Source organism: Tepidanaerobacter sp. EBM-49 (assembly GCF_001896645.1).
GTDB lineage: Bacteria > Bacillota > Thermosediminibacteria > Thermosediminibacterales > Tepidanaerobacteraceae > Tepidanaerobacter > Tepidanaerobacter syntrophicus.
Window position 1 is genome coordinate 1 of sequence record NZ_MPPE01000049.1, and the last position, 24,113, is coordinate 24,113.

General features: G+C 40.7%; 26 protein-coding genes. All 26 read left to right on the forward strand.

Annotation, left to right across the window (positions count from 1 at the left end):
- The first annotated feature begins 435 nt into the window (after nucleotides 1-435).
- The 26 genes from eutS (at nucleotide 436) to BUE08_RS08885 (ending at nucleotide 24,110) form a co-directional block, all read left to right on the forward strand.
- Nucleotides 436-783, forward strand: coding sequence for an ethanolamine utilization microcompartment protein EutS (gene eutS, locus BUE08_RS08760; protein WP_059031158.1), 348 nt, complete (start codon nucleotides 436-438; stop codon nucleotides 781-783).
- Between the two features lie 10 nt (nucleotides 784-793).
- A complete protein-coding gene (locus BUE08_RS08765) occupies nucleotides 794-2,263 on the forward strand; it encodes a sensor histidine kinase (protein ID WP_059031160.1) in 1,470 nt (489 codons plus the stop codon).
- Nucleotides 2,238-2,816: an ANTAR domain-containing response regulator gene (locus tag BUE08_RS08770; protein WP_059031162.1), complete on the forward strand. Its 579-nt coding sequence runs from the start codon at nucleotides 2,238-2,240 to the stop codon at nucleotides 2,814-2,816. Before BUE08_RS08765 ends, BUE08_RS08770 begins: the two co-directional genes overlap by 26 nt.
- Before the next feature lie 160 nt (nucleotides 2,817-2,976).
- Complete coding sequence (locus BUE08_RS08775; RefSeq protein WP_286680762.1) at nucleotides 2,977-4,416, forward strand: ethanolamine ammonia-lyase reactivating factor EutA; 1,440 nt, start codon at nucleotides 2,977-2,979, stop codon at nucleotides 4,414-4,416.
- 13 nt (nucleotides 4,417-4,429) lie between these two features.
- A complete protein-coding gene (locus BUE08_RS08780; protein ID WP_059031166.1) occupies nucleotides 4,430-5,794 on the forward strand; it encodes an ethanolamine ammonia-lyase subunit EutB in 1,365 nt (454 codons plus the stop codon).
- 13 nt (nucleotides 5,795-5,807) lie between these two features.
- Complete coding sequence (gene eutC, locus BUE08_RS08785; protein ID WP_213950648.1) at nucleotides 5,808-6,713, forward strand: ethanolamine ammonia-lyase subunit EutC; 906 nt, start codon at nucleotides 5,808-5,810, stop codon at nucleotides 6,711-6,713.
- A gap of 15 nt (nucleotides 6,714-6,728) precedes the next feature.
- Nucleotides 6,729-7,385, forward strand: a complete 657-nt coding sequence (gene eutL, locus BUE08_RS08790; RefSeq protein ID WP_059031169.1) for an ethanolamine utilization microcompartment protein EutL — start codon at nucleotides 6,729-6,731, stop codon at nucleotides 7,383-7,385.
- 13 nt (nucleotides 7,386-7,398) lie between these two features.
- Nucleotides 7,399-8,028 carry a BMC domain-containing protein gene (locus tag BUE08_RS08795; protein ID WP_083497584.1) on the forward strand — a complete coding sequence of 210 codons (630 nt, stop codon included), beginning with the start codon at nucleotides 7,399-7,401 and terminating at the stop codon, nucleotides 8,026-8,028.
- Nucleotides 8,015-9,472 carry an acetaldehyde dehydrogenase (acetylating) gene (locus BUE08_RS08800; RefSeq protein ID WP_059031171.1) on the forward strand — a complete coding sequence of 486 codons (1,458 nt, stop codon included), beginning with the start codon at nucleotides 8,015-8,017 and terminating at the stop codon, nucleotides 9,470-9,472. The genes BUE08_RS08795 and BUE08_RS08800 overlap by 14 nt, the downstream gene beginning before the upstream one ends.
- A gap of 25 nt (nucleotides 9,473-9,497) precedes the next feature.
- Nucleotides 9,498-9,791 carry an ethanolamine utilization microcompartment protein EutM gene (eutM, locus tag BUE08_RS08805; RefSeq protein WP_059031173.1) on the forward strand — a complete coding sequence of 98 codons (294 nt, stop codon included), beginning with the start codon at nucleotides 9,498-9,500 and terminating at the stop codon, nucleotides 9,789-9,791.
- 206 nt (nucleotides 9,792-9,997) lie between these two features.
- On the forward strand, nucleotides 9,998-10,777 hold the full coding sequence (locus BUE08_RS08810) for a cobalamin adenosyltransferase family protein (protein ID WP_059031174.1): 780 nt from the start codon (nucleotides 9,998-10,000) through the stop codon (nucleotides 10,775-10,777).
- 26 nt (nucleotides 10,778-10,803) lie between these two features.
- On the forward strand, nucleotides 10,804-11,439 hold the full coding sequence (gene pduL / locus BUE08_RS08815) for a phosphate propanoyltransferase (protein ID WP_238142602.1): 636 nt from the start codon (nucleotides 10,804-10,806) through the stop codon (nucleotides 11,437-11,439).
- 2 nt (nucleotides 11,440-11,441) lie between these two features.
- Nucleotides 11,442-12,299, forward strand: coding sequence for an ethanolamine utilization protein EutJ (eutJ, locus tag BUE08_RS08820; protein WP_059031176.1), 858 nt, complete (start codon nucleotides 11,442-11,444; stop codon nucleotides 12,297-12,299).
- Nucleotides 12,268-13,116 carry a flavoprotein gene (locus BUE08_RS08825; protein ID WP_286680763.1) on the forward strand — a complete coding sequence of 283 codons (849 nt, stop codon included), beginning with the start codon at nucleotides 12,268-12,270 and terminating at the stop codon, nucleotides 13,114-13,116. Before eutJ ends, BUE08_RS08825 begins: the two co-directional genes overlap by 32 nt.
- Nucleotides 13,117-13,389 (forward strand): EutN/CcmL family microcompartment protein, encoded by a 273-nt coding sequence (locus BUE08_RS08830; protein ID WP_059031180.1) that lies wholly within the window; start codon nucleotides 13,117-13,119, stop codon nucleotides 13,387-13,389. It begins immediately after the preceding gene.
- A 12-nt stretch (nucleotides 13,390-13,401) separates the two neighbouring features.
- Nucleotides 13,402-14,733: a 4Fe-4S dicluster domain-containing protein gene (locus tag BUE08_RS08835; protein WP_286680764.1), complete on the forward strand. Its 1,332-nt coding sequence runs from the start codon at nucleotides 13,402-13,404 to the stop codon at nucleotides 14,731-14,733.
- Nucleotides 14,733-15,293, forward strand: a complete 561-nt coding sequence (locus BUE08_RS08840) for a BMC domain-containing protein (protein ID WP_059031184.1) — start codon at nucleotides 14,733-14,735, stop codon at nucleotides 15,291-15,293. The genes BUE08_RS08835 and BUE08_RS08840 overlap by 1 nt, the downstream gene beginning before the upstream one ends.
- 4 nt (nucleotides 15,294-15,297) lie before the next feature.
- A complete protein-coding gene (locus BUE08_RS08845; protein WP_059031187.1) occupies nucleotides 15,298-15,588 on the forward strand; it encodes a hypothetical protein in 291 nt (96 codons plus the stop codon).
- Nucleotides 15,589-15,591: 3 nt separating this feature from the next.
- Nucleotides 15,592-16,977, forward strand: a complete 1,386-nt coding sequence (locus BUE08_RS08850; RefSeq protein ID WP_281796989.1) for an ethanolamine ammonia-lyase subunit EutB — start codon at nucleotides 15,592-15,594, stop codon at nucleotides 16,975-16,977.
- Nucleotides 16,978-16,981: 4 nt separating this feature from the next.
- On the forward strand, nucleotides 16,982-17,872 hold the full coding sequence (gene eutC / locus BUE08_RS08855; RefSeq protein ID WP_083497580.1) for an ethanolamine ammonia-lyase subunit EutC: 891 nt from the start codon (nucleotides 16,982-16,984) through the stop codon (nucleotides 17,870-17,872).
- 41 nt (nucleotides 17,873-17,913) lie between these two features.
- Nucleotides 17,914-18,993: an ethanolamine utilization protein EutH gene (eutH, locus tag BUE08_RS08860; RefSeq protein ID WP_059031191.1), complete on the forward strand. Its 1,080-nt coding sequence runs from the start codon at nucleotides 17,914-17,916 to the stop codon at nucleotides 18,991-18,993.
- A 174-nt stretch (nucleotides 18,994-19,167) separates the two neighbouring features.
- Nucleotides 19,168-19,599, forward strand: coding sequence for a EutP/PduV family microcompartment system protein (locus BUE08_RS08865; protein WP_213950650.1), 432 nt, complete (start codon nucleotides 19,168-19,170; stop codon nucleotides 19,597-19,599).
- Between the two features lie 120 nt (nucleotides 19,600-19,719).
- Nucleotides 19,720-20,271 carry a DUF2284 domain-containing protein gene (locus tag BUE08_RS08870; protein WP_286680765.1) on the forward strand — a complete coding sequence of 184 codons (552 nt, stop codon included), beginning with the start codon at nucleotides 19,720-19,722 and terminating at the stop codon, nucleotides 20,269-20,271.
- A gap of 161 nt (nucleotides 20,272-20,432) precedes the next feature.
- Nucleotides 20,433-20,777 (forward strand): PadR family transcriptional regulator, encoded by a 345-nt coding sequence (locus BUE08_RS08875; RefSeq protein WP_353682115.1) that lies wholly within the window; start codon nucleotides 20,433-20,435, stop codon nucleotides 20,775-20,777.
- A complete protein-coding gene (locus BUE08_RS08880; RefSeq protein ID WP_213996396.1) occupies nucleotides 20,764-21,420 on the forward strand; it encodes a DUF2812 domain-containing protein in 657 nt (218 codons plus the stop codon). The genes BUE08_RS08875 and BUE08_RS08880 overlap by 14 nt, the downstream gene beginning before the upstream one ends.
- Before the next feature lie 80 nt (nucleotides 21,421-21,500).
- The gene (locus BUE08_RS08885; RefSeq protein WP_286680766.1) at nucleotides 21,501-24,110 is read left to right on the forward strand and encodes a heavy metal translocating P-type ATPase; all 2,610 of its coding nucleotides are present in this window, start codon (nucleotides 21,501-21,503) and stop codon (nucleotides 24,108-24,110) included.
- The last annotated feature ends 3 nt before the right edge of the window (nucleotides 24,111-24,113 follow it).

The following is a 24,113-nucleotide window of genomic DNA, read 5'->3' on the forward strand; positions in this document are numbered from 1 at the left end:
TAAAAATGTTTGTTATTTTTAAAGGCTTCTTTGTTATACCTATTTTTCTTAGAATTTATTTTTAAAAAATGACTTGACTTTAGTTAGCTGGTCTCTGTGTGCTCCTGTGCTGACTTAAAAAAAGTAAGATGCTAAAAATCAGATAGTGTAAAATATTTCTAGGTTTTTTGCAGGAAAAAATCAGTAATATATTGAAAAATTAAATGCATTGTTGTATAATAGAAGAAACTTAGCATAAAACGCAGAAATGCAGAAAGACAATGGCGTCTTTCTAACAAATGGCAGTGTAGCCACGTCACAACGCAAGAAGAAAAATTTGCGCAAACAGGACGTGGTTTGTTTTACCTTACGTTAAATAATTATCAGCTTTTACACTTCATATTAATGATGTTCAGTTTAGATTTAATCTCACATCAAAATTAAGGCGGTGAAGATGTGGACAGTCACGAAACAAAGCAGCGAATCATACAGGAATATGTCCCCGGAAAACAGATTACATTAGCACATCTTATCGCCAGCCCAGATAGTTCGCTTTATCAAAAATTAGGCATAGAGAAATCAGGAGCAATAGGGATTATGACCATTACTCCAAGCGAGGGAGCCATTATAGCGGCTGATATAGCCACAAAAGCCGCAGGCGTGAACATAGGGTTTCTTGACAGATTCAGCGGTTCTTTAGTAATCACAGGGGATGTATCATCTGTAGAGACCTCCCTTAAACAGGTTACATATGTACTAAAAGAAGTTCTTGATTTTTCTCCGGCTCCAATAACCCGTTCCTGAGGTGAACTACATGTCAATCACAACAAAGGATGTTAGTGAAATTTGCTGGCAATATGCAGATCTGCAAGCCGACGATATAAAAATAATACAAGAAATTTCCGATATGTTACAAATTATGGCAGACCTTACTCAAGCAGATATTTTTGTAGATTGTGTAACAAAAGATCCTGACGCTGCAATTGTGGTAGCAGAAGCCAAACCAAGAACTGCCCGTTCCTTGTATAGGTTTCCAGTTGCCGGCCAGCTGGCTCTTAGAAAAAACGAGCCTGCAGTTTTAAGAACAATGCAGACGGGCTTACCCACCATAGGTATGAGGGGTATCAGCCAAGAGGGGGTGCCAATAAAGCAAAGCGTAGTTCCCATCAAAAATAAAAATTCCAGGACAATTGGCGTTCTAATTATGGAACAGGACATCACTGAGCAAGTCACACAAGAGAAAAAAGTAAAAGACTTAATGGAAACAGCAGAACATCTTTCAGAGACACTTTTTAAAGTAGCTTTTGCGGAAGGCAAGGTATCGAACATTCTTCCTGATGGATTGTTGATACTTGACAAAAATGGCGAAATTACTTATCACAATATTGCCGCACGAGATATATTCGATAGAATAGGATTCAGAGGCAAGGAGATTAAAGGTAAAAAAATAGTCGATATACTACCTGAGCTGGATTTCAGATATGATGTGTTGGCAGAGCAAATGTACATAGAATCTCAACTTGCCGGATTAAACCTTGTTTTTACGTCTGTTCCGCTAAAAAGCTCAGATGAAATGGCAGCAGGGGCTTTAATGCTAATTAGGGATATTACGGAGATACGCATTAAAGAAAAAGAGTTAATGCTTCAAACAGTTGTTATAAAGGAAATTCATCATCGGATAAAAAATAATTTGCAAACCGTTGCAAGCCTTTTACGCCTTCAAGCCCGGAGAGCGGACTCTGATCAGACAAAAAAAGCTCTGCAAGACAGCATAAACCGAATTATGAGCATAGCAGTAGTTCATGAAGTCCTTTCTAAAGAAGGAATGGATATTGTCGATGTAAAGAGTGCTGTAACACAGATGCTTGATATGATAACCCACAGCATGTTAGATCATGAAAAAGATATAAAAGTTAATCTGACATGTGATTCTTTTACCCTTATTTCTCGGCAGGCAACGTCGCTTATATTAATTATTAACGAGCTTTTGCATAATGCATTGGAACATGCCTTTGTCGGCAGAGATTCTGGCACTGTGAGTATTAGCGTGAGCCGACAAAACAATGATGTACTTCTTGTTGTAGAAGATGATGGTATAGGCTGCAGCAAGGAAGATCTTAATAAAACAAACAGTCTGGGCCTAAATATTATAAAAACATTAGTTGAAGAGGACCTTAAAGGAATAATAAATTTTACTGAAAGCGACGGTACCAGGGTGGAAGTCAAATTTCCTTTTTCATTTACAGAGGAGGTATGGCATGCGAGTTTTGGTGGTGGACGATGAACCGATAATTAGGATGGATTTGGTGGAAATTCTCCTTGATAAGAATTGCACTGTTGTTGCCGAAGCTTCAGATGGTAAAACAGCGGTAAATTTAGCGCGTTCAATCATACCGGATGTAGTGCTTATGGATATAAAGATGCCGGGAGACATAGACGGCATGCAGGCGGCAAAAATCCTTATTGAAGAGGAAATTTGCCCGGTAGTTCTCCTTACCGCATATCATCATGCAGAGCTTATTGAGGCTTCAACTGCTATAGGTGTTTTTGGATATCTGGTTAAACCTATAAAAGAAGACGAACTTTATCCTGCTTTAAGAGTGGCTGTGTCTAAATGGGAAGGAATGCAAAAACTCAAAGAAGAAAATGTTGACCTTAAGAATAAACTTGAAAAGCGAAAGATAATCGAAAAAGCCAAGGGCGTTCTTATGGATAAATATGATATGAAAGAAAAAGACGCTTATAGAAAAATTCAAAAGATGAGTATGGAAAAGCGCACAGATATGATTGAAATAGCAAAAAGTATAATTTTAAGTAGTGAACTTATAAGCTTATAACTGAATATAACTATATTAAAAAGTTAAAAAATATCGAAAGACAAAGGAGTCTTTCTTCGGGCAAAGGAGCCCTGTCTCATATATGGTTTATTTATGTATGGGACAGGGCTTTTATTATCCGCATAATATTTCCTCCACGAAGAAAGCGAAGGTGAAATGCATGAGCAAAGTCGAAGAAATATTCAGCGCCGGCATTGATATCGGAACATCAACCACCACCGTTGTTATAAGCAAGTTAAAAATTAAAAATGTGGCATCAGGTTTTGTGGTGCCAAAAATAGAGATTATAGATAAAGCGGTTATCTATAGGAGCGATGTATATTTTACACCGCTGCTTGATGAAACTACTATCGACTTTAAAGGTATAGAGGAGATAGTAAAGAAGGAATATGAGAGAGCAAAAGTAAGTCCCGATGAAATTAAAACAGGCGCAGTTATAATAACGGGCGATACGGCTAGAAAAGAAAATGCCCAAAATGTCCTAGAAGCCATATCAAAAATGGCAGGTTCCTTTGTTGTAGCGACGGCAGGACCACACCTGGAAGCATATATTGCAGGTTTGGGTTCAGGAGCTGCAACTTACTCCAATGAAAAACATGTTTCAGTGTCCAATGCTGATGTGGGAGGTGGAACGAGCAATATCGCTGTTTTCGATGATGGAAAGCTAAAAGCTACTTTATGCGCTGATATAGGCGGAAGACTAATACGTTTTGAACCATGGACTTACAAAGTGCAAAGTTTTATCCGTGGCGGTGAAGTTACAGCAAATTATTTAGGCATTAAATTGGAAAAAGGCAAAAACCTCTTAAAGACGGAAATTTTTGCCATTGCCGAAGCGCTATCACAGGCTCTAATCTCAATAATTTTAGGAAATCCAAACGAACTTGCCCAAAAACTTGCAATCGGAGACCTAAGTCAGTGCATTGTGCCCAAATGTATTATGTTTTCTGGAGGAGTGGGGCGGCTTATATATGAAGAAGAACCGGATATTGAGGAAGGAAGTATAACAAGATTTGGGGATTTAGGGCCGGCGCTTGCTGCGGAAATAAAAAATGCTGTTAAAGATACTTCGATGAAGCTGGTAAAACCGGCGGAGACAATTTATGCAACGGTAATTGGAGCCGGTATACATACTACGGAGCTCAGTGGTTCCACTATATACGTTTCTGATCCTGAAGTTCTTCCCTTTAGAGACTTGCCGGCGATATATCTTACAGCAAGCGATGACTTGGATAAAATCTCGGCGGAAATAGTATCAAAGGCGGAAAAGTTCTCGGTTCAAGATTCAAAAATCCTTCCCGCTATAGTTATTCCGAAAGCTTTTGGCAATTCTTTTGCAAAGATAAAAGAGCTGACACAGGCTATCGAAAATGCCGCAAGAAGGGTTGCCCCCAAAAGCCCTATAGTTGTTATATGTGAAGATGACATAGGTAAAGCGGTAGGTAATCTTCTAAGAAACAACTTGAGCAAGCCGAGACCCGTTATTTCTATAGATCAGCTTACTATGAAGGAGGGGGATTATATCGATATAGGCAAACCGCTCTATGACGGCGGTGTAGTTCCTGTAGTTATCAAAACACTAGTATTTTCTAACAGCTAAGGAGGAGGTATAATTGATTCTCAAAACCAGTATTAGAGGAAGAGTATACAAATTCAAGGATGTAAAAGAGGTCCTCGCAAAGGCTAATGATGAAAGATCAGGCGATATCTTGGCCGGAGTTGCTGCTGAATCTGATGAAGAAAGAGTTGCAGCAAAACAGGTTCTGGCAAATATGTGTCTGGAAGACTTACGAAACAATCCAGTGGTTCCTTATGAAGAAGATGAAGTTACAAGAGTCATACAAGATCAAGTAAATGAGAATGCTTACAGGAAAATTAAGAGCTGGACAGTAGGCCAGCTAAAAGAATTCATTCATGATGATAAAACGACTTTCGACGACATAGATTGGGTAAGCAAGGGGCTTACAAGCGAAATGGTTGCAGGTGTAGCAAAACTGAGCTCTACCATGGATCTGGTATCAGGTGCAGCAAAAATCAGAAGAGTTACACACGCCAATACAACAGTAGGATTACCCGGTACTCTCGCTTCAAGACTTCAGCCAAATCATCCCACAGATGATGTGGAAGCAATAATAGCTCAAACTTATGAAGGTCTAAGCTATGGAATAGGAGACGCTGTGCTGGGTATTAACCCCGTAATTGACGATCCAGAAAATGTCTCTCGGCTTTTAAATACTCTTTACGACATAATAGTAAAGTGGAATATACCAACTCAGCATGCGGTTTTGGCCCATGTTACTACTCAAATGGAGTGCATAAGACGGGGAGCACCCATAGGCCTTGTTTTTCAGAGCGTTGCAGGAAGCCAGAAAGGCAATGAGGCGTTCGGAATTTCTGTAGAAATGTTAGACGAAGCTTATGAATTGGTGAAGAAATATAGCATTAACCGCGGCCCGAACTTTTTCTACTTTGAAACCGGTCAAGGCTCAGAACTTTCGTCTAATTCACACCATGGAGCAGATCAGGTTACAATGGAGGCGCGCTGCTACGGGCTTGCAAAAAGATACAGCCCTCTTATAGTCAACACAGTTGTCGGTTTTATAGGCCCGGAATATCTTTACAACAGTAAACAAGTAATAAGAGCCGGCCTAGAAGACCACTTCATGGGCAAGCTTACCGGAATCTCCATGGGAGTCGATGTGTGTTATACCAACCACATGAAAGCTGATCAAGATGATATTGAAAATCTAGCTGTGCTTTTAGCCGCTGCAGGTACTAACTATTTTATCGGCGTTCCCATGGGTGATGATATAATGCTTAACTATCAATGCGGAAGTTTCCATGATATAGCTACAATAAGGCAGACTTTTGGATTCAGACCAAGCCCTGAATTTGAGCCCTGGCTTGAAAAAATGGGGATTATGAAAGACGGCAAATTGACTGAAATAGCCGGCGATCCTACTATTTTCTTGACGTAAGGAGGTAGAAAGAATGATATCTGAAAAAGATATTCGTGAATTGGTTGAAAGTGTAATCAAAGAACTTAGCGCAAGTGAAAAAAAGGAGAGCGCTTCTGCCCCAACAACTTGCAAACCCTGCGTAGAAGCTGAAAAAGCCCAGGAGGACGCCGGTGAAGAAATGCTCCCTGATTTAGGACTTAGGGATCTTACTACATGGACCGAAATACCCAATCCCAAAGATCCGGAAGGACTTGCAAGACTGAAACGTACTTCTCCTGCCCGCATAGGCATCTGGAGAGCTGGTACCAGGTTTAAGGTTGACCCATGGTTAAGGTTTAGAATGGATGTTGCGGCAGCAAAAGATGCAGTTATTAAAGAAGTGGATCCGGAATTTATAGAAAAACTCGGACTTTTTACAGTACAGACCGTTGTAAAAGACAAAGATGAATATCTTACACGGCCGGATTTGGGCAGAAAACTGTCTGATGAGGCAAAAGAGAAAATCTTGAAAGAATGCCCCAAAGCCCCTGATGTGCAATTAGTTGTCTGTGACGGCTTAAGCTCTACTGCTATCGAGGCAAATGCCGCAGATTTTATTCCCGCATTTGAAGCCGCGATCAAGAATTATGGACTAAAGATGGGTAAGCCTTTCTTTGTAAAATACGCAAGGGTGGCTGTAATGGACGAAATCGGTGAAATTTTACAGCCAGAAGTTATAGTTGAACTTATCGGCGAAAGACCGGGCCTTGTAACAGCTAAAAGTATGAGCGCCTATATGTGCTATAAGCCGAATAAAAATACCATCGAGTCTGATCGCACCCTTGTTTCGAACATTCATGACGGAGGCCTTCCACCAATAGAAGCCGGAGCCCATGTCGCAAGCATAGCTAAAAAGATATATGATGCAAAAGCCAGCGGCTTAAAATTAAATAAGTAAAAGGAGGTAAAAGGAATGTATGGATTCAAACCTATAAAGGCTGATGTACTTGCTATAAAGCTCATTCCTAATGTTAATGATTATTTAAAGAAAGAGCTAAACCTCAAACCAGAGCACAGAAGTATTGGCATGCTTACTATGAACATTGATGATGTAGGTTATACAGTCATCGATGAAGCTACGAAAAAAGCTGATGTTGAAGTTGTGTATGCAAGATCATTTTATGCAGGCGCAGCTCATGCTTCAGGCCCGCTATCCGGTGAGTTTATCGGAATTCTTGCCGGCCCAAATCCTGCCGAGGTAAAAAGCGGCATTAATGCAGCAGTGGATTTTGCCGAAAACGAAGCTTGTTTCTGGGCAGCAGATCCGGAAGGCCAAATTGCCTTTTATGCCCAGTGCATATCTAGAACAGGAAGTTATCTCTCACAGATAAATAATATAAAAGAAGGGGAACCTCTGGCATATTTAATTGCTCCCCCTATTGAAGCTGTATATGCATTAGATGCTGCCATAAAAGCAGCAGAAGTGAGAATGACGTCATTTTTTGCACCGCCTTCTGAAACCAACTTTTCCGGAGGCCATTTAACAGGTTCTCAGTCGGCGTGTAAAGCCGCATGCGATGCTTTTGCCGCTGCAGTTATGGAAGTTGCTGCATATCCTAAGAGATATTAAGTGAGTGATACTTATGAGCAAAGATGCCTTGGGCCTCATTGAAACTCGAGGCTTGGTAGCTGCGATAGAGGCATTGGATGCAAGCCTCAAAGCGGCAAATGTAGAGTTTGCATCATACCGCTTTACAACCGGTGGCCTTATCTGCGTAATTGTAACAGGAGAAGTAGGAGCTGTCAGAGCTGCGGTGGACGCAGGGTCAGCTGCCGCTGCAAGAGTCGGCGAGCTTATAGCAACCCACGTTATACCACGCCCGGCCGATGATACTATAGCTATTATCGATGAAATAAGAGGTAAAAAACCAGTTTCTAAGAAAAAACCTGATACAGCCGAGCCTGATGAAAATGTAATTAACATAGAAAACGAAACGCCAAATGAAATTACACCTTACACAGAAGAGGAATTAAAGAAAGCTGTAGAAATTTTAAGAGAATTTCTAAAAAATACTGAGGGAGAATCACTTCTTCCCGAGGACAAACGGCTGGACGAGTATGGTGTGAGAACTTTGCGAAAAGTTATGAAAGCTTTACCGCTTGCAGAAACCATAAAATCTCAGATCTATACCATGAGAAAACAAGAAATCATAGAAACCCTGATGGAATTTGCAAAGAAGGAGGGGAGGGATGAGTTAGATGATGAATATTGATAAAGACTTATTAGCAATACAAGAAGTTAGGAACCTTGTAAAAAAAGCTAAAGAAGCCCAGAGAATCTTGGCGACTTTTAGCCAAGAAGAAATCGACAGGATTGTGCAAGCAATGGCTGAAGAAGGAATAAAGGCATCTCGATGGCTGGCAAAGGTAGCTGTTGAAGAAACTGAAATAGGAAAATATGAGGATAAAATAATAAAAAATCTTTTTTCCACAAAAAAGGTCTACGACAGCATAAAAAACCTTAAAACCGTTGGCATTATCTATGAAGAAAAAGAAAAGCGCGTATATCATATAGCGGAGCCGGTTGGAGTAATAGCGGCGCTTACACCTACTACAAATCCAACATCTACTGCATTTTTCAAATCACTTATATCTATAAAGTCGCGCAATGCCGTGATTTTCAGCCCACATCCGAGAGCTGTAGACTGCACATGCCAAGCTGCCGAAATTATGCATAAAGCTGCAGTTCACGCAGGAGCTCCAGAAGGTATAATCGGATGCATTCACTATCCGACTTTAGACGCCACAAACCAACTTATGACACATCCTGACATAAGTGTAATACTTGCAACCGGCGGCAGTGGCATGGTAAAGGCGGCATATAGTTCCGGTAAACCTGCTTTTGGAGTAGGTCCCGGCAATGTGCCGGCATATATTGAAAGAAGCGCCAATGCTAAAAAAGCAGTAAAAGCAATTTTTGACAGCAAAACCTTTGACTATGGCACGATTTGCTCTTCAGAGCAATCTCTAATATGTGAAAAGCTAAATGCCAACGAAGTACGGGAGGCTATTAAAGAACAAGGCGGCGTGTTTTTAAATGAAGAAGAAATTCATAAACTGGAACGCTTTGCTTTCCGCTGCGATGGCAGTCTGAGCCCTGCTATTGTAGGAAAATCAGCTGCAGCTATTGCTCAAAGTGCCGGATTTAAAGTAGATCCTAACACAAGAGTGCTGCTTGCAGAACTTAGCGGTGTGGGAATGGAATATCCGCTTTCTCGTGAGAAACTAAGCCCCGTTCTTGCCTACTATGAAGTTGAGAATTGGCAGGAAGCTTGTGAACTTTCAAAGAGATTGTTGGCACTTGGAGGCATGGGACACACCCTTTCTATCCACTCAGAGGATAAAGAGGTAATTACTCGCTTTGCCCTTGAAAAACCCGCATCAAGAATTGTAGTAAATACACCTTCGTGTTTAGGCGCTATAGGCGGAACAACCGGGCTTACCCCGTCGCTGACACTGGGCTGTGGCTCATTTGGAGGCAACTCGACTTCAGATAACATAGGCCCAATGAATCTTCTAAATATAAAAAGGCTCGCATATGAAATAAAGAGTCCTGAAGAGCTTACAACAGAACTTCTTGCTGCAGAAGCAGATGGTGATTCCGAAGAAGAGCTTGTTAAAAAGATTGTAAAAGAAGTACTGAAAAAGATTTCTTGACAAATTTTGAGGAGGTTAGATAAAAATGGCAGATGGTCAAATTGCATTAGGAATGATAGAAACAAGAGGATTAGTAGCATCAATTGAAGCAGCAGATGCTATGGTAAAGGCTGCAAATGTTTATCTTATTGGTAAGGAGCATGTAGGTGGAGGACTTGTTACAGTTATGGTAAGAGGCGATGTAGGAGCCGTTAAGGCGGCTACCGATGCCGGTGCTGCAGCGGCCGCAAGAGTAGGAGAACTTATTTCTGTTCACGTAATACCAAGACCCCATGGAGATGTAGAATATATTCTACCCCACATAGACAGGAACGAATAAAGAAGCAGAGCATCTATGAATTAAAAAAGTAGAATGTATTTTATACATCAAGAAAAAGTTGTAAGAACATACTTTACAAGAGGCCGTCAGGTAATGCCAAAAGGTTTCTTGCCTGATGCAGTCTGTTTATATTATCTGGCGGTCGCTTACTAATTAAGGAAGTAATACCTCTTACAATATTTCAAGCCGTGGGGAGGGTGAACTATGTGAAAGTCTTAACAGAAATTGATCTACGTTCGAACCTTAAAAATTTAGATTCTATTAAAACGTACAAAGTACCGTCAGGCACTATTCTTACACCCGCCGCCCGCAGTTTTCTTACAGAAAACAAGATAGACATAGTCTTTGCCGATGACGAAAAAGAAGAGATAAAAGAAAATCCCAAAGAGTCCAAATCTAATATTGAAGCAGAAAAAAGAGAAGAAGGTTCAAAAAAACCTCGGTATTTTCTTATAGGAGCCGGAATAAGAACAGATGAAAAACCTGAGGCCTACACTCATTTATATGCTAATAATCTTGTTCCAAAATGCCATCCCAGAATAAAATTTCGAGGGAAAATAGATTCGCTGGAAGCCTGCATAATCTGTACCCAAGTCAAAGCTAAAACATTAAAAATGGATAATGTAGCAGAGGATTTAAACGATATCTTGACACTTGCAAGAAACATACTAAGAGCCGAGGTGCTTTCGGAGCCTCTTGAGGATTTCCTCTTATTAGGTCTGTCGGAACAGGATATTAGAGAAATTTCCCATAATCCCCAAAAAACCCTTGGCATATCCCACTTTATTCCCTCCTATGAAATGGGAGAAATGATGGCAGAATTAAATTATGTAAGGACCCAAATAAGAGAAACTGAGATTGCAGGAGTAGAAGCTTTTCTTGATGTGGCAGAAGGCTTAAAAAGAGAGGACATCATAAAGGCTTTAAATCGCATGAGCAGTGCCGTTTATGTAATGATGTGCCGCCTAAAGGCCGGAAAATATTAAAGAATATTAAAGTTAGGAGTCCAGCCATGGAAAAGGATGAAATAGTAAAATTAGTTGCTCAAGAAATTATTGCAAGAGAAATGAGAGTTCCTATTCCGGTAACCGTTTCCAACAGGCATGTCCATGTCGATGAAAGTGCCAGGAAGATTCTTTTTGGCGATGCTCCTTTAAGAGTCAAAAAATTTTTAGGCCAGCCGGGAGAATTTGCCGCTGAAGAAACGGTTATGGTGATAGGGCCAAAAGGCCATTTTGATTCTGTAAGAATAGTAGGACCCGAGCGCAAAGCGTGTCAGATGGAGATATCTGTAGGAGATTGCTATCATCTTGGCGTAAGGCCTGTTGTCAGGGATTCTGGAGATATTGACGGAACACCGGGTGTATACCTTGTAGGACCCTGTGGGATGGTGCAAATGCAGCAGGGCGTAATAGTTGCAAAAAGACATATTCATATGGTGCCTCAAGATGCCGAAAAATACGGTGTTAAAAATAAGCAATTGGTTCGGATAAGATATGATACAGGGATGCGCAAAGGCATACTTGGAGATGTATTGGTAAGAGTAAATGAAAACTATGCCCTTGAATGCCATCTTGATATCGAAGAAGCCAATGCATTGTGCATAAAAAACAATGACACGGTATATATGGAGATTGGGGAAATATAATCATGTTTACAATGGAGAAAGTCAATAAAGCTATTGCACGCCTCGAAAAATGTATGATAAATCCTGAAAATGCAATCGGTGACTTATATACCGGCATTGATTTGGGAACAGCGTATACTGTACTTACTGTAATAGACTCTGAAGGAAACCCTGTGGCCGTAACCTATCGCTTTGCACAAGTGGTACGCGACGGTGTGGTAGTAGACTTTACTGGTGCCACGCGTATACTGAGAGAGCTGAAGGCGGAGCTAGAGGAAAAATTAAATAGGGAACTTGAAAAAGCTGCCGGTGCGTTTCCACCTGATACGGGCAACAGCACTGTAAAAGCGCATTTTTATGTGTGCGAAGGCGCTGGATTTGAAGTCATAAACATGGTGGATGAACCAACTGCCGCAAACAATGTGCTCAACATTGAAAACGGTGCTGTTGTAGATATCGGCGGAGGAACTACAGGAATTGCAATTATCCAGGACGGCAAGGTGGTCTACACTGCTGATGAGCCAACTGGCGGCACACATTTTTCGCTGGTTATAGCAGGTGCAAGGCATATTAGCTTTGAAGAGGCGGAAGATTTTAAGAAGCGACCTGAGAATCAAAAAGAAGTCATGCTCATGGTAAAGCCTGTAGTTCAAAAAGTTGCAAGCATAATTAAAAGTAAAATTCGTGGGTATGATGTGAAAAGCATTTACTTGGTTGGTGGAACATGTTGCCTTGAAGGCATAGAAAAGGTTATAGAAAACGAACTGCACATTCCCACATTTAAACCGACAGATCCCCTGCTGGTAACGCCTTTGGGTATTGCATTGAGCTGTTTGGAGGTGAATGGGATTGAATCAAGAGATGTTGAAGCCTATCATTGAAGCTGTTGTCCGAGAAGTAATGAAAAAAATGGAAGGCGCAGCAGGCGCAGCAGAAATTAAGAAAGAAGAAAGTCAAAAAGAAAAAATATTGTTGGTTTTTACCGGTGGAACCGGAAACCTGGATATGGTTTTAGAACAGCTAAAGCTGCTTTCTGAGAAATTTGACTTTATTGCACTTTTTAGCAAATCTGCGGAAAAAGCCGTAGGTAAACAAAGAATACGAGAAGCTATAGAATTTGAGGATGCAATAGAAGAAAATCTTTATGATGCTCTTTCTGCTGTAGATAAGATAATATTTCCAACCCTTACCCAAAATACAGCTGCAAAAGCTGCTGTAGGAATAAGAGATTCTGTTGCAAGTGAAGCACTGGCCTGCGGCCTTTTGCTAAAGAAAAAAGTTATTGCCATAACAGACTCGATTCCGTTAAAATCAATGCCGGCAGCATATGCTCGTATGGTTGGCGAAGTGCTAAAAAGGGTGGAGCAATTAGGTGTTGACATGTGTAAAGCTGAAGAGCTGGCAAATAAAGTCCTTTACATTAAAAAAGATACAGGAATAAAGACTGTGCCTGCCGGCACGGAATGCAAAATTGAAACTGCTCCAGAACCGTTAAAACCTAAGCCGCCGGAAAATGCCCAGGAAAAGCAAAATGTTTTAGCACTGGAAAGCAAGGCCCCGGTTACTGCGGAAGTAGTTAATAATGCCATACTCAAAGGCTTTAACAAGATAATCTTGCCACCGCGCACTATACTGACGCCCCTTGCGAAAGATGCGGCCAAGGATAATAAAGTAGATGTTGAATGGGCGGTGGAATAAGTGCATATATGCAAAGTCAAAGGCAATGTCTGGGCAACCCGCAAGGAAGAGAGCCTGAAGGGTCAGAAATTTTTAATAGTTGTAAATGTGGATGAGCGTCAAAGAGAAATTGGGACACCTTATGTGGCAATTGATAATATAGGGGCCGGCGTAGGTGAACTGGTAATAGTCGCTTCCGGCAGTTCTGCCAGAAAAGTATCCGACGAATCAATGCCGGTAGATGCAGCAATTGTAGGAATTATTGATTCGATGGAAATAGATTCAGGCAGCTAGGAGATGGTGCAATTGCAAGTAAATGAAAAATTAAAAGAAATGGGTGTAGTAGGTGCCGGTGGTGCAGGATTTCCAACATACGCAAAGCTCAAGCAAGGCGGTATAGACTACTACATAGCAAATGGAGCTGAATGTGAGCCGCTGCTTGATGTAAGCAAAGAAATAATGGCAAGGTTTCCCGGCAAAGTCATAAAAGGACTAAATCATCTTGCAAAATACACCGGAGCGGCGAAAACGGTTATAGCTTTAAAAGGAAAGTATAAGCAAGCTATAAAAGCGTTACGAGAAGAGCTTACAACTGAAGCCGAAAACAATATTGAAATTTTTGAAATGGGAGATTTTTTCCCGGCAGGCGACGAACAAGTGCTTGTTTATGAAATAACAGGCCGAGTTGTGCCGGAAGGCGGTATACCGCTTTTGGTAGGAGCGGTAGTAAACAATATTGAAACTTTATACAACGTGTACAATGCCATTGAAGAAGATACGCCGGTGATTGATAAGTATATTACCATCGGAGGAGATGTAAAAGATCCTATAACATTAAAAGTTCCGGTAGGAACTAATATAGGATGGTTGTTGGATTTTCTCGGAATAGAATACAAAGATAAAGTTATAATCGACGGTGGACCCATGATGGGAAATATTACAAACCCTGATATGCCTATCGTAAAAACAACAGGAGGCCTCCTGCTTTTCCCCAACGACCATCCTGCTGTGACTGTAAAAACATCCAGCATGGATTATATATTAAAAATGGCCAAGATTTCCTGTATACAGTGCCGCTATTGCACCGAGCAGTGCCCTCGATATCTTTTGGGACACGACTTACAACCATCGAAAATTATGTTGACCGTTGGATTTAGACTTACAAGCGATTATATTAAGCAAGCACTTTTGTGCTGCGAATGTGGTCTTTGCGAAGCATACTCATGCCCCCAGCAGCTTTCACCACGTCGAGTCAACCAAGCCTTAAAAAAGGAACTTGCAGCTGCCGGAGTAAAGTATACCTCCCACAAAACCACCTTCAAACCTCGGGAAGCCAGAGAATGGCGAAAGGTGCCTACAAGCCGCCTAAAAGCACGATTAAATCTTACAGAGTTTGAGCGGCATGCTTCTTTAGTAGATGGAAATTTTGTAAAGCCGCCCAAAGTTTTTATTCCGACTAAACAGCATACGGGCGTTCCTGCAACTCCAATAGTAAATGTAGGCGATAGAGTAGCAAGGGGTCAAGTGATAGGTACTGTGCCTGAAGATAAACTAGGCTGTTGCATTCATGCCAGTATAGACGGAATCGTCGAGCAAAGCGATAAGGATAAAATTGTTATCCGGGGGGAGGAATCATAATGGAAAAAGCCATAGGTATCATCGAAACAATAAGCATTGCAGGAGGAATTAAAGCAGCTGATGCTATGGTTAAAATGGCTCCTGTTAAGCTGTTTTTAGCACGGCCAATATGCCCCGGGAAATTTTTAGTTCTTATTGGCGGTGATGTGGCAGCCGTGAAGAGTTCTTTAGATGCAGGCAAGAGCACAGTAGAACATTATTTAGCAGATTCGATATTGATTTCAAGTGTTCACGATGATGTTTTTCCTGCTCTTGAAGCTGCTGTTGCAATAGAGGAAAGTGATGAATCACTAAGGGCTTTAGGAGTTATAGAGACTTTTTCCGTAGCGTCATGTGTTATTGCGGCGGATGCGGCGGCAAAAAGCGGTGGTGTAAAGCTAATTGAAATACGTCCGGCTATGGGCCTTGGAGGTAAGGCTTTTGTGACTATGATAGGAGATGTGAGCGCCGTAGAATCGGCAGTTAGCGCAGGTCGGCAACAGGCAGAACCGGAAGGAATGTTAGTAAACAGCATTATTATACCTTCTGTGGCGAAGGATGTTTTGAAAGCACTGCTTTAAGGGGGTGAGTGTTATAAACAAAAAACTTATTACAAAGCAGGATGTGGACAAATGGTATTTTGAAGGCATAAAAGAAATCTATGTAGATGACAATACGATGATTTTACCCGGAGCAAAGGATGCACTCATGGCTGCAGGAATAACAGTAAAAACTAAAAAAGATTGTTCTGAGTTAGAACAAATTAGAAAAGTAGTAGATGAATACTGTAAAGAAAAAAACATAGACGGCGAGGAGAAAGAAAAGATTATAAAGAGCGTTATAGCCAAGTGCAGTATAAATCTTGGGGGTGAATAAATTATGCCTTGGTCAACTAGATTGTTTGGAAAAAATTACACATTCTTTAGCATAAAAGAAATTCTTGCTAAAGCAAGCGAGGAAAAATCAGGAGATATTTTTGCCGGAATTGCTGCTGAAAATAATGCCGAGCGCGTGGCGGCAAAAAGAGTTCTTGCAGAACTTACCTTAAAAGATCTTAGAGAAAATCCAGTTATTCCTTATGAAGAAGATGAGGTTACAAGAGTAATTGACGACGGTCTTTCTCAGGGAATTTATAAGAGCATATGCTCAATGACAGTTGCTGAACTTCGTGAATGGATTTTAAGCCATGACACAACATGTGAAGATATTCACCGTGTGTCTGCCGGTTTAACTGCAGAAATGGTTTCAGCAGTTGCAAAACTTATGTCAAACATGGATTTAGTATATGCAGCGTCAAAAATCCATGTGGTTACTAAAAACAGAACAGAAATCGGTCTTCCGGGAACACTTTCATATCGTATTCAGCCCAATCACCCTAACGACAGCGTCGAGGGGATACTGGCATCTGTAATGGAAGGTCTTACTTATGGTTCCGGTGATGCAGTTATCGGCATCAACCCTAATGAAGATACAGTAGAAAATACTGTAAAGTTAATGAACGCATCTTTTGACTTTATGATGGACTGGGCTATACCTACACAAAACTGTGTTCTATCCCACATAACCACTCAGATGAAAGCGGTAGAAGCAGGTGCCAGGGTATGCGCCTTCTTCCAGAGCATATCAGGCAGCGAAACCTGCAATAAGGTTTTTGGTATAAGCGCTAAAATGTTGGATGAAGCATTTGACATGATTAAGAAAAAGGGTTTTGCACCAGGACCGAATTTTATGTATTTTGAGACAGGTCAAGGTTCAGAACTTTCCCTCGATGCCCACCACGGAGCCGATATGCAGACCCTTGAAGCTAGAACATATGGGTTTGGTAGAAGATATATGCCATTTATGGTGAACAACGTATCGGGCTTTATCGGACCTGAAACATTATATGATGGAAAACAAATAACAAGAGCGAGCTTGGAAGATCACTTTATGGGCAAACTTTTAGGCCTTCCAATGGGAATGGCACCATGCTATACAAACCATGTAAAAGTTGATCAAAACGACCAAGAAGATGCGATTATGCTGCTAGCAATGGCAGGAGCCAACTATTATATGGGAGTTCCGGGAAGCGATGATTGCATGCTTAGCTACCAAGATACCAGCTATCATGATGATGCAACCCTTCGAGAACTGCTGGGACGCCGTCCTGCTCCGGAATTTGAAAAGTGGCTTGAAAAAATGGGAATTATGAAAGACGGCAGGCTGACGCCAATAGCTGGCGATCCATCAATTTTTGCTACTATGACTCCGTTAGGAAGAAGGTGAAGAAATGACACTTTTTAAAGACGATGAAATTAATACTATAGTACAAAAAGTGTTAGAAGAATTGAAGGATAAGGCAGATCCTGACAAGGCCTGCAAAACAGGGGAAAACGTCCAACCCAATGGCGAAAAAGTCATAGAATTTTCAGATATAACTGAATACAGCTTACTCGAGAAAGTTTTTGTAAAAAATCCTATGGACGAAGAATTTCTTTTAAGGATTAAAAAAACAACACCTGCTCGAATCTGTATAGGTAGAACCGGTCCGCGCTACCTTACGATACCATGGCTTCGATTTAGAGCTGATCACGCCTCAGCTATGGACGCAGTTTTTAGCGATGTATCAGAAGAATTTTTAAACAAGATGGGATTATTCAGTGTGCAGACGGTAGTTAAAGATAAAGATGAATATCTTACACGCCCGGATCTTGGGAAAATTCTTTCCGAAGAAGCTAAAGAAGAGATAAAAAAACGGTGCAAAATGCAGCCGCAGATTCAGGTTATTGTAGTCGACGGTTTAAGCTCTAAAGCTATCGAAGCTAATGTGCCTGATTTTCTGCCCGCACTTTTAGAGGGACTTAAAACCAATGGTCTTGATGTAGGAACCCCGTTTTTCATAAAATATGGCAGAGTGCCGGTAATGGATGACGTAAATGAAGTAATAAAGGCTGATGTTGTAGTTGAGCTTATAGGCGAAAGACCCGGACTTGGGACAGCTACAAGTATGAGCGCATATCTTTGCTGGAGACCTAAACGAGGCACTGTTGAATCTGATAGAAACGTGGTCTCCAATATTCATGCAGGCGGAATGCCGCCGGTAGAAGCAGGGGCACATGTAGCCTCTCTTGCTAAGAAAATTTTTGACAAACAAGGCAGCGGCGTAAATGTAGGTATTTAATTTATATTGCACAAATTTATAACGAAGAGGGGTGTATAGAGTTGAGCATTAATCAAATTATCGTTGATATTATGGTTGTATTTATGGTTTTAGGCGCTATTGATAGGATTTTAGGCAATAAATACGGATTAGGCGAGCAGTTTGAAGCAGGATTTAATGCCATGGGTTCTTTAGCACTTGCAATGCTCGGAGTTGTATCCCTAGCACCGGTTTTGGCTAAAGTATTAGAACCTGTAGTGGTACCTATTTATTCAGCCCTAGGTGCAGACCCTGCTATGTTTGCAACAACCCTTCTTGCATGCGATATGGGCGGATTTCCTTTAGCGATGGCAATGGCTAAAACTAAAGAAGCAGGTCTTTTTGCCGGCATAATTTTAGGTTCTATGATGGGACCGACAATTGTGTTCTCCATTCCTGTGGCACTGGGAATAATCCAAAAAGAAGATCATAAAGCATTAGCTACCGGTATCTTAGCAGGTATGATAACCATACCTATCGGATGCTTCTTCGGTGGTTTAGTAGCCGGCTATGAGCTGGGGATGATAGTCAGCAATCTTGTTCCTATAATTATTGTGGCAGCACTAATTGCAATCGGACTTTGGAGAATACCTGATAAGATGATAAACGGATTTAATGTATTTGGAAAAATAGTTGTAATAGTTATAACGATTGGTCTTGCTGCAATTATAGTCGAAACCTTGACAGGAATTGTTGTAATTCCCGGAATGGCACCTATCAGTGATGGCATACAAATAATCGGAAGTATTGCAATTGTCTTGGCAGGGGCATTTCCAATGGTGACAGTTATTACAAAAGTATTTAAGAAACCGTTGATGTCTATGGGCAAGGCCCTAGGCATGAACGACATAGCAGCTGCCGGTTTGGTTGCCACGCTTGCAAACAATATTCCGATGTTTCAAATGATGCACGACATGGATTATCGCGGAAAAGTTCTTAATGTGGCATTTGCAGTCAGCGCTGCGTTTACCTTTGGTGATCATTTAGGATTTACAGCAGGCGTTGCAAAGGAAATGATATTCCCAATGATAGTCGGAAAACTTATCGCAGGCGTTACAGCTATAATGGTGGCAAGCTTTTTTGCTCCAAAAAGCGCAAGCTAGTCTTTATTTGCCAGCCTAAATAAGAATTGAATAATCCAGGTTTACATATATCCCCTCGGCACTTTTAAGGATTCTGCTTTGAGGGGATATATTAGTTTTACTGCAATTAAAATAGTATATAATAAATATATAGTGTATAACAGATACATAAATAGCAACTGAGGTGAAAAAAAATTGCAGAAAAAAATCATGTTTATTGGCGCTTCCGGATCAGGTAAATCTACTCTCATAAAAACACTGAGGGGATGTGGAGAAGCAGTAAAAACCCAGGCAGTGACTTTTGAAGACGGATATATAGATATTCCAGGTGAATATATGGACATAAGACGGCTAAATTATGCAGTTATAACAACGGCTATGGATGCTGATGCTATATTTGTGGTTCAAGACTCTACTTCATCAAAACCCACCACACCGCCGGGCTTTGCAGGAATGTTTAATATTCCCGTCTATGGAGTCATAAGCAAAATAGACCTGCCAACAGCTGATATAAAAAGAGCGAGTAAGTATCTTGAAATGTGCGGCGTAAAAGGAAAATACTATCCCGTCTCAGCGGTAACAGGAGAAGGAATAGAAGAATTAAGAGAATTAATTGAGAATTTGTGAAGCTGGACATGCTAAAATGTTTTGCTTTATCTAATTTTACAATTTTTCATTGACAAAGCCATATTTATCCGCATATACTTAAAGAAAGAATGTACTTAGAAAATTTTAAGGAGATGTAATATGCAGATAAAACCTGAAGATATCATGAAACAGGCTTTAGAATTGGGAGTGACAAATGCTGCTGTAGTTGATGTAAATAATATAGAGTTTTCGCAAGAATTTCGAGAACTGTGCGAGAAAAATACCTGCCGACAATACAATATGAACTGGATGTGTCCGCCGGCAGTTGGCCCTTTAGAAGTCTTAGAAAAGAGGGTGCGCCGGTATAAGCAAGGAGTGCTGCTGCAGACAGTTCAAAAACTGCGCAGTTGTTTTGACTATCCGGGGATGGTTGAAGGGGAAGAAAGGCATACGAAGATAGTACGAAAGCTGGTAGATAAACTTAAAGAGGAGTATAAAGGCATCGATTTTCTTCCGCTTAATGTGGGACCCTGCACCTACTGCCCCCGCTGCACATATCCCGAAGGAAAGCCCTGCAGGTTTCCGGAGAAAGCAATGGCGTCAGTTGAGGCATACGGTATAAATGTAATGTCGCTTACAAGAAAATGCGATATCCCTTACTATAATGGTGAAAATACGGTATCTTATGTAGCACTGATTTTATTTAATTAAAATAAATATAGAATAACAGTTCGCAAGACCTGATAAATTTCCTTATCAGGTCTTTACTTTGTACTCGGATTCAATATAGGAATTTACTACTTGACACGTAATACGTTATGCGATATAGTGTCCATATACTACGTAAAACGTAATAATCGGAGGTGTGTATTTTGCCAAAAGTGCAAGAATCTCCTTTAACAGAAACTGCATTTCTTATCCTTCTTGCCATGTATAAACCGAATCATGGTTATGGGGTTATGCAATTTGTGATGGAAAAAACTAATGGAAGGGTCGTATTTGGTCCCGGAACTCTTTACGGCGCAATAAATAATCTTGCCAAAAAGGGCTGGATTAAGGCTCTGCCGGCCGAAAGCGGTGAGAGGAAAAAAGAATATATCATTACAGATTTGGGCAGACTGCAAGTTGAAGCAGAAATGAAAAGGCTCAGAGAAGTATATAAAATAGGCGAGGAGATCCTTAAAAATAAAGGAGTTGAAATCGATGAGAAAATTTAAGCTCTTTCTTGACCCTATTGAAGAACAGACGGTTTGGCTAAATAAACAAGCCGAAAAAGGCCGTAAGCTTGCAAAAGTCGGGAAACTTTTCTACGAATTCGAACCTTGCAAGCAAGGGGAATATCAATATGCGGTTGTTTATATCGGTAATAAGTCTAATCAGGAAAGGCTCGAGTATGAAAGATTTTTGAAAGAAATGAATATAACATTCTATGAAAAGGCTGTAGACTTAGGACACTTTTCAATAGGCAAAATAAAATATAGGCCCTTTGCTGACAAAGGTGGAAAATTTGCAACATCAGGCGGCATGATAAATCGGGAGCTTTTGATTCTTGAAAAAAAGAACGATGGAAAACCCTTCACAATTTATAACAGCATCTTGGACAAGGCAGAAGCATTAAAAGAATATAGAAAACCTTATAGCTACTATCTGGTTTTCCTATTAGTTTTTAATATATATTTTTATATTACATCAAAATCAGGTTTTTTGTTTGCAAGCTTTACCAGCCTCAGCGGTGATTGGGGGAAGATTTTGTCTGCGTTAATACTTTTTATTGCCTTAGGTACTATACCGCTTATACGGTGGATAGCGCTTACATCAAAGATTGCAAGACTTGAAAAAGAGGCAGAAGTCCATGAATAGTTGATTGACAATTACCTACTAAAGTTTTATAATGTACTCACATACACCCCCGAGGGGGTAATAGAAAGTGAGGCTCGGTAATGTACGTAGAAAAGGATTTTAACGTAACTGGCATGACTTGTGCTGCTTGTTCAGCTGCGGTAGAACGTAGTGTAAAGAAATTACCCGGTGTCAAATCTGTCACAGTAAATCTTTTAACAAACAGCATGCGTGTCGAATATGATGATGAAACAACTTTTCCCGAGGAGATAATAAAAGCAGTAGAAGATGCAGGATATGGCGCATCTTTGAAAGAAAAAAGCAGAGCAAAGCAGGAGACACAAAAAGCTCAAGGAAAAACTTCAGCAGACAGAGAAATTGAGGATATGAAACTCCGTCTTAAGGTTTCTATTCTGTTTATCATACCATTAATGTATATATCGATGGGACATATGTTGGGCTTGCCTCTTCCGCCTTTCTTATCCGGCGTGGAAAATGCCGTCTCTTTTGCTTTTGCCCAATTTTTATTAGTACTACCGATTGCGTTCATTAATCGTAAATTTTATACAGTAGGTTTTAAAACTTTATTTAAGGGCCATCCTAACATGGATTCCCTTATAGCCATTGGTTCAGGCTCGGCTCTTATATACGGCGTTTTTGCTATTTTTAGAATGAGTTATGGTTTAGGTGCCGGTAACTTTGAATTAGTTCACAGATACTATCATGATCTTTATTTTGAATCGGCGGCCATGATTTTAACCCTTATTACAGTGGGGAAATTCTTAGAGGCCAGAGCAAAAGGGAAAACTACGGATGCAATTAAAAAATTAATGGATCTTGCTCCTAAAACCGCTAGAGTAGAAAAGAACGGCATAGAAGAAGAGGTTCCCGTAGAATCAGTCAGAGTAGGAGATATAATAGTAATTCGACCCGGTGAATCAATTCCGGTAGATGGTGTGGTAATCGAGGGACAATCTGCTGTAGATGAGTCTGCGCTGACCGGCGAAAGTATGCCTGTAGAAAAACGACCAACAGATAAAGTAAGCGCAGGCACCATAAATAAGACAGGAGCTTTTAAATTTAGAGCAACTCAAGTAGGAGAAGATACGACACTGGCAAAAATAATAGCACTGGTAGAAGACGCAAATGCTACGAAAGCGCCAATAGCAAAACTTGCAGACAAGATAAGCGCTGTCTTTGTTCCTACGGTAATAGGTATCGCGCTTGTAACGACTGTAGGATGGCTTTTAGCAGGTTATAGCTTCGAATTTGCCTTATCGATGGGAATATCAGTTTTGGTTATATCCTGCCCTTGCGCATTAGGACTTGCAACACCTGTTGCAATAATGGTTGGAACAGGAAAGGGCGCAGAGCATGGCATATTAATAAAATCAGCGGAGGCTTTAGAGGCGCTTTGCAGTATAGATACTGTTGTAATGGATAAAACCGGCACTCTCACTCAGGGCAAGCCTCAGGTAACGGATATTGCCCTTTATAAAGCAAAGTCGGAGGAAGAACTTTTGAAAATTGCTCAGGCATTAGAAAAGAACTCAGAACATCCTCTAGCAGACGCTATTTTAAAATATTGCAGAGAAAAAGAAACTCCACTGATTGAAATTAATGAATTCAAATCTATTCCCGGCAAAGGCGTGGAAGGATATATTGATGGGATACCATATTTTGCAGGAAACGAGCAGTTTATGAAAGAAAAGAAAATTGACACAGCGGTTGCTGAGCAGCTTTCGGCTCGCCTTTCAAAAGAAGGCAAAACTCCCCTTTATTTTGGAGAAAATAATACCTTGTTGGGGATTATTGCCGTAGCTGATGTGATAAAACCTACCAGCCGCCAAGCGGTTCAGCGTTTTAAACAGATGGGCATTAAGGTAGTTATGCTTACAGGAGATAACCAAAACACAGCAGAAGCCATAAGACGCCAACTAGATATTGATGAAGCAATAGCAGGGGTACTGCCTCATGAAAAGGATAAAAAAATCCAAGAGCTTAAAAACAAAGGACAAAAAGTTGCTATGATAGGCGACGGAATAAATGATGCGCCCGCTTTGGCAAGAGCTGATGTAGGTATAGCCATAGGCGCCGGAACGGATGTAGCAATCGAATCTGCAGATATTGTGCTAATAAGAAGCGATTTAATGGATGCCGTTACAGCAGTAGAGCTTTCAAAAGCTACAATCAGGAATATAAAGCAGAATCTTTTCTGGGCATTTTTCTATAATATCTTAGGCATTCCAATTGCTGCCGGGGTTTTATATCCTGCTTACCATATAAAACTTACTCCAATGATTGGCGCAGCTGCCATGAGTATGAGTTCGGTTTTTGTCGTGACAAATGCACTAAGGCTTCGCAAATTTAAACCTTCTGCCTTGCCTATATCGCAGTGTGATAATCTGTGTGATGTCAGAGGGCAGGTATCAGTGATTAGAATTTCGGAAAACAATTTGCTACAAAATAAAAGTGAAGAAAAGGAGATTGAAAAAATGAAAAAGGTTTTAGAAATTAAAGGTATGATGTGTGAGCACTGCAAGATGCGAGTAGAAAAGGCTTTAAACGCAATAGACGGAGTTAAAGCGACAGTGAATTTGGATGGCGGACTTGCTGAGGTTGAATCCTCGAATCCGGTGGCTGACGAGGTTCTAAAACATGCAGTAGAAGAAGCCGGATATGAAGTAGTATCCATAAAAGAGGCGGTATGAAAT